General features: G+C 62.0%; 10 protein-coding genes. 6 read left to right on the top strand and 4 right to left on the bottom strand.

All coding sequences use genetic code 11. The features are described from left to right. Positions 1-4 precede the first annotated feature (4 nt). On the top strand, positions 5-838 hold the full coding sequence (locus MUM_RS0116905) for a phosphodiesterase (RefSeq protein WP_010171855.1): 834 nt from the start codon (positions 5-7) through the stop codon (positions 836-838). Positions 839-844: 6 nt separating this feature from the next. On the opposite strand, the gene MUM_RS0116900 is transcribed toward MUM_RS0116905, so the two are convergent. From MUM_RS0116900 to MUM_RS0116890, 4 genes are all read right to left on the bottom strand, one after another. Then, a complete protein-coding gene (locus MUM_RS0116900; protein ID WP_010171854.1) occupies positions 845-1,309 on the bottom strand; it encodes a GNAT family N-acetyltransferase in 465 nt (154 codons plus the stop codon). Next, positions 1,302-1,694, bottom strand: a complete 393-nt coding sequence (locus MUM_RS1000000133300; RefSeq protein WP_010171851.1) for a GFA family protein — start codon at positions 1,692-1,694, stop codon at positions 1,302-1,304. The genes MUM_RS0116900 and MUM_RS1000000133300 overlap by 8 nt, the downstream gene beginning before the upstream one ends. A 68-nt stretch (positions 1,695-1,762) precedes the next feature. Beyond that, positions 1,763-2,851: a polyamine ABC transporter substrate-binding protein gene (locus tag MUM_RS0116895; protein ID WP_010171850.1), complete on the bottom strand. Its 1,089-nt coding sequence runs from the start codon at positions 2,849-2,851 to the stop codon at positions 1,763-1,765. A gap of 29 nt (positions 2,852-2,880) precedes the next feature. Beyond that, on the bottom strand, positions 2,881-4,182 hold the full coding sequence (locus MUM_RS0116890) for an NAD(P)/FAD-dependent oxidoreductase (RefSeq protein ID WP_010171849.1): 1,302 nt from the start codon (positions 4,180-4,182) through the stop codon (positions 2,881-2,883). Positions 4,183-4,299: 117 nt separating this feature from the next. On the opposite strand from MUM_RS0116890, the gene MUM_RS0116885 reads away from it, so the two are divergent. From MUM_RS0116885 to MUM_RS0116860, 5 genes are all read left to right on the top strand, one after another. Continuing rightward, positions 4,300-5,190 carry a LysR substrate-binding domain-containing protein gene (locus MUM_RS0116885; RefSeq protein WP_010171848.1) on the top strand — a complete coding sequence of 297 codons (891 nt, stop codon included), beginning with the start codon at positions 4,300-4,302 and terminating at the stop codon, positions 5,188-5,190. 21 nt (positions 5,191-5,211) lie between these two features. Beyond that, the gene (locus MUM_RS0116880) at positions 5,212-6,057 is read left to right on the top strand and encodes a LysR family transcriptional regulator (RefSeq protein ID WP_029615953.1); all 846 of its coding nucleotides are present in this window, start codon (positions 5,212-5,214) and stop codon (positions 6,055-6,057) included. 334 nt (positions 6,058-6,391) lie between these two features. Then, positions 6,392-8,680, top strand: a complete 2,289-nt coding sequence (gene metE / locus MUM_RS0116870; RefSeq protein WP_010171846.1) for a 5-methyltetrahydropteroyltriglutamate--homocysteine S-methyltransferase — start codon at positions 6,392-6,394, stop codon at positions 8,678-8,680. 247 nt (positions 8,681-8,927) lie between these two features. Beyond that, positions 8,928-9,425 carry a sigma-70 family RNA polymerase sigma factor gene (locus tag MUM_RS0116865; protein ID WP_010171845.1) on the top strand — a complete coding sequence of 166 codons (498 nt, stop codon included), beginning with the start codon at positions 8,928-8,930 and terminating at the stop codon, positions 9,423-9,425. Continuing rightward, on the top strand, positions 9,422-10,369 hold the full coding sequence (locus MUM_RS0116860) for a FecR domain-containing protein (RefSeq protein WP_010171843.1): 948 nt from the start codon (positions 9,422-9,424) through the stop codon (positions 10,367-10,369). Before MUM_RS0116865 ends, MUM_RS0116860 begins: the two co-directional genes overlap by 4 nt. Positions 10,370-10,395 lie beyond the last annotated feature (26 nt).

Here is a 10,395-nt window from a genome sequence, read left to right as displayed (position 1 = left end):
TATGTTGAACCGTCCGTTTCTTGTTGCGCAGATCAGCGATCTGCACCTTAAAGCCGGCCAGCGCCTGACCTACGGAGTGGTCGACACCCTCGGTGCATTGCGCCGAGCGGTGGACCATTTGAATGCCAGCTACCCACGGCCCGATATCGTGGTGGTCAGCGGTGACCTGGTGGACTTCGGTCGCGCCGATGAATACGCCGTGCTGCACCCCGAACTGGCCCGTTTGCAGATGCCTTGTTACCTGGTACCGGGCAATCACGACCACCGCCAGCATTTGCTTGATGCCTTCCGCGATCACGCTTACTTGCCGCATGGCGCCGACGGCCCGCTGGACTGGGTGGTGGATGACTACCCGGTGCGCTTGATTGGCCTGGACTCGACGATTCCCGGTGCCCATGGCGGCCAGTTACTGGACAGCCAATTGCACTGGCTTGATGAGCAACTGGCGCTGTGCCCGAACGTGCCGACCCTGGTGGTCTTGCACCACCCGCCGTTTATCAGCGGCATTGGCCATATGGACCGCGAGCCGTTCCGTAACGCCGCCGCGCTGGAAACGGTCATCGCCCGTCACCCCCAGGTGGAGCGCCTGCTGTGCGGGCATTTGCACCGGCCGATGCAGCGACGTTTCGGCGGCAGTGTGAGCTGTGTATGCCCGGGCACGTCCCATCAAATCGTGCTGGATCTGCAGGAGGCCGCACCGGCCCATTTCAACCTGGAGCCGGCGGGTTATCTCTTGCACCGTTGGGATGAACAGCAAGGGCTGGTCAGCCACAACGGCGTATTCGGGGACTACCCGGGGCCGTATCCGTTTTATGACGCGGATGGGTTGATTGACTGAAGTCTGTTAATGCTTCTGGGCACTTAATGGTTTGGCATGAGTTGCGTGCTCATCCATTACCGGCTCAAACCCGCAGCGCAGGTAAAAGGCGGCGCCTTCTCGGGTGTCGGTAGACAAGCGCACAACACTGAACCGCTGCGCAGCGTGTTCCAGAAGCCGACTGACCAGGGCCTTGCCCACATTGCGCCCCCTGGAAGCCCGGGCGACGTACACCCGGCGTAGTCTGCCGACGTCCGGCCCGGCGTAAGGGTCATGGGACAGCCCGCCAATGGCGATCAACTGCCTGTTGCTGAATACGCCCAACAGACATTCGCCGGGTCGAGCGAAACGGTTGGTGCCGCTATGCCACTCTGCAATCAGGCGCGTTAGAAACCTGAAACCTTCAGCTATCGCCTCTGTTTCCAGTGCCTGGATTTGTTCGGGCAATACCGAGATTGCGCGTATCGACAACCCATTCGTTGGTTCACCCATTGCTATTTTCCAGCTCAAACCACCCCGCCTTGGATTCAACGCAGGAGTGCTTCTGCTTGCCAGGAAGGAAGGGTGTATCGAGTGTGGAGATCGCTATCGAAATCCAGTCGGGGTAAGCGCCGTTGGCATCAGACCAGAACAGCGACGAGCCGCAGTGTGAACAAAATTCACGAAACACACCCTCGGAAGATTCGTAAGCCTTGAGCGTTTGCAGCGAAGACGTGATGTGCACCGACGATTTCGGGGCGCTCGCGTACGTCGCAAACGCGGCGCCATGAACCTTCTGGCACTTTTTGCAGTGGCAATGAGTCACGGCTTTCAGCGGTGTGGATACTCTGTAGCTGACTGCGCCACACAGGCAGCTACCTTGGTGAAGTCCTTCCATGTTGATTCAATCCCAAGCTCAATGGAGTGACTATAACGCTCTCCCATGAGCCTGGAGCAAGTCCGGTCTCACGTATTGGTCTTCAACTTCGTCCACAACCGCGTCGCCAACCGCGCAATCGCCGGCGGCAGGTCCTCGACGATAAACAGCTTGTCCATCACGCTTTTCGGCGGGTAGATCGCCAGGTCTTCTTTTACCTCCGGGGTCACAAACTCATCCGCCGCGCTGTTGGGGTTGGCGTAGTGAATGCTGTTGCTGATGTTGGCAATCACCTTCGGTTCCAGCAGGTAGTTCATGTAGGCGTAGCCGTTCTTCTCGTGGGGCGCGCCCTTGGGCATCACCACCATGTCCAGCCACAACGTCGAGCCTTCATCCGGGATCGAGTAAGCGATGTTGATACCGTTTTTCGCCTCCTTGGCGCTGGCGGCGGCTTGCACCACGTCACCGTTGAAACCGATCACCGCGCAGATATTGCCGTTCGCCAGGTCGCTGATGTACTTGGAGGCGTGGAAGTACTGGATGTAAGGTCGGATCTTCAACAGTGCCTGCTCGGCCTTTTTGTAGTCGGCCGGTTCGTGGCTGTGGTGCGGCAAGCCCAGGTAGTTGAGGGTGATCGGCAGGATCTGCGTGGGGTTGTCGATGATTGCCACGCCGCAGGCGCTGAGTTTTTTGATGTTGTTTTCATCAAAAAACAGGCTCCAGGAATGGGTGACGTCGGTGTTGCCGAAGATCGCCTTGATCTTCTCGACGTTGTAGCCAATCCCCGCCGTGCCCCACATATAGGGGAAGCCGTACTGGTTGCCGGGGTCGTTGGTCTCCAGCTTCTTCATCAGCAGCGGGTCGAGGTTTTTCCAGTTGGGCAACTGGCTTCGGTCGAGTTTCTGGATGGCCCCGGCCTTGATCAGCCGCGACAGGAAATGGTTGGACGGGCTGACCACGTCATAACCGGTGTTGCCGGTCATCAGCTTGGACTCCAGCACCTCGTTGCTGTCGTGAATGTCGTAGGTCGCCTTGATCCCGGTCGCCTGGGTGAAACGGGTCAAGGTGTCGTCGGCGATGTAGCCGTTCCAGTTGGAAATGTTCACCTCTTCGGCGGCGTAACTGGCTGCCGGGAGCGCGCTGAGGATGACTGCCAGGGACAGACTGTTGATGTGCATGTGAATCACCTTTGTTGAGGTTTTTTGTTCTAGATTTCGGTCCGCGCTCGCACCGTTTCCACGCCCATACGCAGCAGGGCACCGATGTCGAACAGCGGGCGGGGAGGCAGCCAGCCGGGTTGCGCCCGGTGCATCACGGATTGCAGCAGCGAGGAAGCCTGGCCCGACGCCCATTCGGCGAGCAGCCGGCCCCACAGCGTGCCGCGGGCAACGCCCGAACCATTGCAGCCCGCGACGGCGTACAGGTTGTTTTCGACCTTCGCGAAATACGGTTGCCCGCTGCGGGATGCGCTCAGGTGGCCGGTCCATGTGTGGTGGATGTCTTGTTCGGTGAGCCACGGGAAGCGCCGTTGCAAGCCCTTCACATGGTGTTGGCGCCGCTGCAGCAGCTCGCCGTTGGACAGGTCGCGGGTGCGGTATTCCGCCGTATTGCGGATCATCACCCGGCGGTCCGGTGTCAGGCGCACGGTAGCGCCCAGTGGCCGGGTGGACAGCACGCCCCACGGTTCTACCGCGCCGATACGGCGGTATTCCTCGTCGCTCAGAGGGCGGGTGAGGCTGGCGCTGAGTTCCATCGGGAACGTCGCGCTGGCCTCAAGGCCCACCCGTGGAATAAAGGCGTTGAGGCACACTAGCACCTGGCCGGCTTCAATGCAGGCATCCAGGCCGTTGGCACGAATGCCGCCATTGGCCATGCGCTCAAGGCTGGTGATGTCGGTGTTCTCAAAAAGCGTGACGTTGTCGGGCAGGGCTTCCAGCAAACCCTTCACGTACTTCGCCGGTTGCAGCAGGGCGTTGCCGTTGCCGCACCAGATGGCGGCCTGGTAATGCTCGGTGCCAAGTGTTTGCGCGAGCGCCTCACCTTCCAGGAAGTGCGCTGAAGCGCCGACTGCCCGCAAGGTCGCCAGCTTGGCCTCCACATGATTGAGCTTGTCGGGATCATGCACGGCGAAGAAGTAGCCGCTGTCCCGGAAATCGCAGTCGATGGCATGGCGGGCGATGCGCTGGCGCACCTCGTCGCTGGCGGCGCGGGAGATCGAGGTGTCGACTTCGAAATCCGTGAAGCCTGCGTTGCCCATCAGTTCACTTTCAGCAGGGTGCTCATGGGCCACCACAAAACCCGAATTACGCGCCGAGGCGCCTTGGGCTGCACGCTGGCGGTCGACAATCACGATGCGGGCCTCGGGGTGCATCTCCGCCAGGTGATGGGCTGCACATAAACCGGTGATCCCGGCGCCGATCACCAGCCAGTCGGCTTTCTGCACGCCGGTCAGTCGGTCCCGGGCGGGGAGGCTTTCAGTCTGGGCAATCCAGCCACAGGTGTTTTCCATGATGATCCTCGGCTGTATGCGTGGTTCGCATGACTAAGTTCGGGCGATAGCTGGAATCTATAGGGCCTGTGGTGATACAACCAACGTTATAAAATCATCCAGCCATTCGGAAAACGCATGGAAAACATCCGTCATGTGCTCTCGTTGCAAGGCTTGCAGGCGTTGGTGGAAGTCAGCGACTGCGCCAGCTTCACCGTGGCGGCACAGAAGCTGTGCCTGACCCAAAGCGCGGTGAGCCGCAAGATCCAGCAACTGGAAAGCCACTTCGGCGTACCGATGTTCACCCGGACCAGTCGCAGCCTGCGCCTGACCGCCGAGGGTGAACAGGTGCTGGCCAGCGCGCGGAGCATTCTGGCGCAACTGAAGGGTCTGGAGGACCGGCTTTCGCCGCACAAACGCCCGTTTCGCATCCGCCTGCATGTGTCGCTGGCGGTGCGCTGGCTGCTGCCCAAGCTCAGCGACTTCTATCGCAACCATCCCGATATTTCCCTGGCGATTGAGACCGTCGCCACAGAGGTGGTTGAGCCGGCCAGTGACAGCGACGCCTATATTCTTTACCTGCCCAAACCCGACAACGAGCCTGCGCGCCTGACCTTGTTCCACGAGTCGCTGGTGCCGGTCTGCGCGCCGGGGTTGGGACCATTGGTTGCAATGGAACAGCTGGCGAACTTTGCGCTGCTGCATCGCTCGGCCGACAAACAGGACTGGATGACCTGGCTGGCGGCCAACGGTGCGCGGTCGCTGGATGATTACCGGCACATCCCGTTCAACCTCGACGAGCTGGCACTGGACGCCGCCGCGCGCGGGCTTGGGGTGGCGATGACCGACATGACGCTGGCGGCGGAGTCGATCGAGCGCGGTGTGCTGGTGGTGCCGTTTGGAGAGCCACTGACGACTGGCGGGGTGTATGCGTTGTGCTTGCAGCCATCGGCCGCCTCGCACCCGGGCTGCGGGCTGATCATGCAGTGGTTTGGGCAGCAGGCGCGGCATGCTAACGTCACCTCTTAACTTTCCAGCGTCAGCCTATCCATGAAAATGCCCGATATCGACGCCATCCAGGCGTTCGTCCTGGTCGCCGAACTCCAGAGTTTCACCCGCGCCGCCGATGCCATTGGCGGCACCCAGGCCGCCATCAGCCTGAAGATCAAGCGCCTCGAAGATAACCTCGGCCGCAAGCTGCTGGAGCGCACGCCGCGGCGGGTCACGCTGTCGGCCCATGGCCAGATGTTCCTGGCCAGCGCCCGGCGTTTGCTCGACAACTACCAGGATGCAATGAACTGTTTTGGCCCGCAGAAACGCACCTTGCGCGTGGGCGTCAGCCATCACATTGTCGGCGCCGACCTCAGCCTGTGGCTGCGACGGTTGGCCACCACCGACCCGGACGTCATCGTCGCGTTCAGCCTCGGCACCTCGCGGGACATGCTGATGAGCTACGAGCAAGGCAAGCTGGATGTGGCGATGATCCTGCGCCACGACAACCGTCGCCAGGACGGTGAAGTGGTGGGCGTCGAACGCTTTGGCTGGATGGCTTCACGGGATTTCGAATTGCGCCAGGGCGGGGCGTTGCCCCTGGCGATCCAGCCGGAACCCTGCGGCATGCGCAGCATGGTGATGGCGGCCTTGGCCGAGCAGAACCGTGCCTGGGAAGAGGCGTTTGTGGGCAGCGGCATCCTCGCGATCGGTGCTGCGGTGGTGGCGGGGATTGGCATCGGTGCGATGGTGGGGCGGATGGCGCCCAGTGGCTGCGTCGACGTGGAGCAGCGTTTCGACCTGCCGCCGCTGCCCAGTCGCGAAGTGGTGCTCTATACCGCGCAGCGGGACGCTCAGGCGCAGGCGCTGATCCGCACCTTGAGCGCTGATATTGCGGCCGACTGACCTAGAAAATCAGGCGCCCGGCCCAGGCCATCAACACGGCCAGGCTGCCGATGCCGAGGATGGCCACGCCTAGGGCGGCGAGGTGAACGAGGAGGGTGGTCAGCGGCGGATGCTGTTCCATGTGAGGGCTTCCTGGGGTGTTCGGGAAGCAAAAGTATGCTGAGCGCGTAGGCGTCAAAACAGACGCTGCCGGCTATTTCAGTGATAAGCAAAACCGAAGACTCATCCGGTCATCATGAGTGGAACTTGTGATCATCTGGAATAAAATGAGTTTGTCTCACTATCACCTCGTCCCGACAATGGCTCCCATACTTACACATTGGAGCTTTACGTCATGGCCGTTGCCCATTCCCTTGGATTCCCGCGCATTGGTCGCGATCGTGAACTGAAAAAAGCGCAGGAAGCGTTTTGGAAGGGTGAACTCGATGAAGCCGGTCTGCGCGCCGTAGGCCGCGAGCTGCGCAAGGCGCACTGGGACCTGCAAAAGAAAGCCGGCATCGAGTTGCTGCCTGCCGGTGACTTCGCGTGGTACGACCAGGTGCTGACGCACTCGCTGATGTTTGGTGTGATCCCTGAGCGCTTCCGCCCGGTCGACGGCAAAGCCACCCTGCACATGTTGTTCGGCATGGCCCGTGGCGTCAGCGACAACCGCTGCGGCGGTGCCCACGCCCAGGAGATGACCAAGTGGTTCGACACCAACTACCACTACCTGGTCCCTGAGTTCAGCGCCGACCAGCAGTTCCAGCTGGGTTGGGATCAACTGTTCGAAGAGGTCAAGGAAGCCCGCGACTTGGGCCACACTGTCAAGCCGATGGTCATCGGCCCGCTGACGTACCTGTGGCTGGGCAAGGCCAAAGGCGGCGATTTCGACAAGCTCGACCTGCTGGACCGCCTGCTGCCGCTGTACGGCCAGATCTTCCAGCGCCTGGCGGACCTGGGCGTGGAGTGGGTGCAGATCGACGAGCCGATCCTGGTCCTGGACCTGCCACAGGACTGGAAAAATGCGTTTGAACGCGCCTACAACCTGATCCAGCGCGACCCGCTGAAGAAGCTGGTGGCCACCTACTTTGGCGGCCTGGAAGAGAACCTCGGCCTGGCCGCCAACCTGCCGGTGGACGGCCTGCACATAGACCTGGTGCGCGCTCCGGATCAGTACCCGGTCATCCTCGATCGCCTGCCGGCTTATAAGGTGCTGTCCCTGGGCGTGGTCAATGGCCGTAACGTGTGGCGCTGCGACCTGGAAAAAGCCCTGGCCACCTTGCAGCACGCTCATCAGCGATTGGGTGATCGCCTGTGGGTGGCGCCGTCCTGCTCCTTGCTGCACAGCCCGGTGGACCTGGGCCGTGAAGACAAACTGGATGCCGAGCTGAAAAGCTGGCTGGCGTTTGCGGTGCAAAAGTGTGAAGAAGTCTCCGTACTGGCCCAAGCCGTGAATCAGCCTGACGCGCCAAGCGTGGTGGCCGCCCTGGCCGAAAGCCGCGCCGTACAAGCGGCCCGTGCCGCTTCCCCGCGCATCCACAAGCCGGCTGTGCAAGCGCGTGTGGCGGCGATCACCGCCAAAGACAGCCAGCGTCACTCGCCGTTTACCCAGCGTATCGAGAAACAACGTGCCGGCCTGAACCTGCCGCTGTTCCCGACCACCACCATCGGCTCGTTCCCGCAGACCGCCTCGATCCGCCTGGCGCGCCAGTCGTACAAGGCCGGCAAGTTGAGCGAAGCCGAATACGTCGAAGCCATGCACAGCGAGATTCGTCACGCGGTAGACGTGCAGGAAAACCTCGGCCTGGACGTGCTGGTGCACGGTGAAGCCGAGCGTAACGACATGGTCGAATACTTCGCCGAGCAGTTGGAGGGTTATGCCTTTACCCGCTTCGGCTGGGTGCAGAGCTACGGTTCGCGTTGCGTGAAACCGGCGGTGATTTTCGGTGACCTGAGTCGCCCGAACGCCATGACCGTGGCATGGATCCGCTATGCCCAGGGCCTGACCAACAAGGTGATGAAGGGCATGCTGACCGGCCCGGTGACCATGCTGATGTGGTCGTTCCCGCGCGAAGACGTGAGCCGCGAAGAGCAGGCCCGCCAACTGGCGCTGGCGATTCGTGACGAAGTGCTGGACCTGGAAGCGGCCGGCATCAGGATCGTGCAGATCGACGAAGCCGCGTTCCGCGAAGGCTTGCCGTTGCGTCGGGCGCAGTGGCAGCACTACCTCGACTGGGCCACCGAAGTCTTCCGCCTGTGCGCCTGCGGTGTGCGTGACGAAACCCAGATCCACACCCACATGTGCTACAGCGAGTTCAACGATGTGATCGAGTCCATCGCAGCCATGGATGCCGACGTGATCACCATCGAAACCTCGCGCTCGGACATGGAGCTGTTGGACGCGTTCGAAGCCTTCGCTTACCCGAATGACATTGGCCCGGGCGTGTACGACATCCACTCGCCCCGGGTGCCGGACGCCTCGGAAATGGCCAACCTGCTGCGCAAGGCGGCCAAACGTATTCCGGCTGAACGCCTGTGGGTCAACCCGGATTGCGGCTTGAAAACCCGTGGCTGGCCGGAGACGGAAGCGGCGTTGATTCACATGGTGACGGCGGCGCGTCAACTGCGGGCTGAACTGGCGTGATCCAGGCACCCGGTATCACACGCCGGGTGAAGACCAAAAATGTGGGAGCTGGCTTGCCTGCGATAGCGGCGGACCCGCTTGCATCGTTGGCGACTGATACACCGCCATCGCAGGCAAGCCAGCTCCCACAGGAATCTCCAGCGCTCAACAAACCGTGAAATTGCCAGCACCGCCGATGCAGATTAGAATGCGATCAATTCTTAATTACGCTTGAGCCTCACCGCTCCGGCGCGCCCCGGTGATCGGCATGTCGTCTCCTCTCAATCTGCATATCCAGGACCTGTACTGCGAACACCATGGATGGTTGCACCGCTGGCTGGACCGCAAGCTGGGCAACGCCAGCGATGCCGCCGACCTGGCCCACGACACCTTTATGCGCCTGCTGACCCGCCAGGCCAGCAGCAACCTGGGCGCCGAACCACGGGCGTTGCTCACCCATATCGCCAAGGGTTTGATGATCGACAGTTGGCGCCGCCAGGAAGTGGAGCGCGCCTACCTGGAAACCATCGCGCACCTGCCCGAGCAGCATGTACCGTCGCCGGAAATCCGCTGGTTGATCCTCGAAGCTCTGTACCGCATTGAGGCGATGCTGCGGGACTTGCCGGAAAAGACCCGCCAGGCATTCCTGATGTCGCAGATCGACGGCCTGACCTATCAGCAGATCGCCGATGCGTTGGGCGTGTCGCTGATCTCGGTCAAACGCTACATGCGCGACGCCTTCCTGGCCTGCCTGAGCGTGGCATGAGCCAATCGATCGATCCGCTGATCCTCGGTGAAGCCGCCGACTGGATGGTGCAGTTGCAGTCCGGCAGCGCCACCGACGAAGACCGCCGCGCCATCGCCCAATGGCAGGGCCGCAGCGCCCAGCACGCGCAGGCCTGGCAACGGGCGCAGGCGATTCTGGGGGATTTCAACACAGTGCCGGCGGCGATTGCCGGCGATACCCTCAAGCGCATCGGGCGCAAGAAGCCCCTCGGCCGACGCCAGGCGCTCGGGCTGTTGCTGGCGGCAGGCCCGGCGACCTGGCTGGCGTATCGGCAGTTACCCTGGCAGCAATGGACCGCCGACCAGCACACGGCGATCGGCGAACAAAAAAACCTTACTTTGCCCGATGGCACGCGTTTGCTGATCAACACCGGCAGCTCGTTGAATATCGCGTTCTCCGAGCAGGTACGGCGCATCGAGTTGCTCAAGGGTGAAGTGTTGATCACCACCGCCAAGGACGCAGCCCACCGCCCGTTTATCGTCCAGACCCGCCACGGCACCGCCCGGGCTTTGGGCACGCGGTTCAGTGTGCGGGTGGGTGAGCAGCGCAGCCGAGTGGCGGTGACCGAAGGTGCGGTGGAGTTGCTGCCGGAGCATGCCAGCCAGGGCGTGATCGTCAAGGCGGGCGAGCAGGGCGCCTTCAGCGCAGACGGTGTGGCCGCTGTGGAGCCGTTGGACGTCAGCGCCCTGACCTGGGAAAACGGCATGCTCCTGGCCCAGCACATGCGCCTGGCGGACTTGCTGGATGAGTTGGGGCGCTATCGCGCCGGCGTGCTGCGCTGCCATGACTCGGTGGCCAACCTCACCGTGTCGGGGGCGTTTTCCCTGCGCGATACCGACGCCAGCCTGCACCTGTTGCAGGAAACCTTGCCGGTTAAGGTCAGCAGCGTCACCGGGTATTGGGTGACGGTCGAGCCGCGCTGAACTTTTTTCAACGTTCGCTGATACCT

Origin of the sequence: Pseudomonas sp. PAMC 25886 (assembly GCF_000242655.1) — a bacterium.
Taxonomy (GTDB): domain Bacteria; phylum Pseudomonadota; class Gammaproteobacteria; order Pseudomonadales; family Pseudomonadaceae; genus Aquipseudomonas.
Note: the sequence above shows the minus strand (reverse complement) of the source record. Positions and strands in the feature narration are given on the sequence as shown.

Excerpts from the sequence above, each read along its gene's own strand:
- MUM_RS0116900 (WP_010171854.1), bottom strand. The coding sequence starts at position 1,309 with ATGGGTGAACCAACGAATGGGTTGTCGATACGCGCAATCTCGGTATTG.
- MUM_RS1000000133300 (WP_010171851.1), bottom strand. The coding sequence starts at position 1,694 with ATGGAAGGACTTCACCAAGGTAGCTGCCTGTGTGGCGCAGTCAGCTAC.
- MUM_RS0116895 (WP_010171850.1), bottom strand. The coding sequence starts at position 2,851 with ATGCACATCAACAGTCTGTCCCTGGCAGTCATCCTCAGCGCGCTCCCG.
- MUM_RS0116890 (WP_010171849.1), bottom strand. The coding sequence starts at position 4,182 with ATGGAAAACACCTGTGGCTGGATTGCCCAGACTGAAAGCCTCCCCGCC.
- MUM_RS0116885 (WP_010171848.1), top strand. The coding sequence starts at position 4,300 with ATGGAAAACATCCGTCATGTGCTCTCGTTGCAAGGCTTGCAGGCGTTG.
- MUM_RS0116880 (WP_029615953.1), top strand. The coding sequence starts at position 5,212 with ATGAAAATGCCCGATATCGACGCCATCCAGGCGTTCGTCCTGGTCGCC.
- metE (WP_010171846.1), top strand. The coding sequence starts at position 6,392 with ATGGCCGTTGCCCATTCCCTTGGATTCCCGCGCATTGGTCGCGATCGT.
- MUM_RS0116865 (WP_010171845.1), top strand. The coding sequence starts at position 8,928 with ATGTCGTCTCCTCTCAATCTGCATATCCAGGACCTGTACTGCGAACAC.
- MUM_RS0116860 (WP_010171843.1), top strand. The coding sequence starts at position 9,422 with ATGAGCCAATCGATCGATCCGCTGATCCTCGGTGAAGCCGCCGACTGG.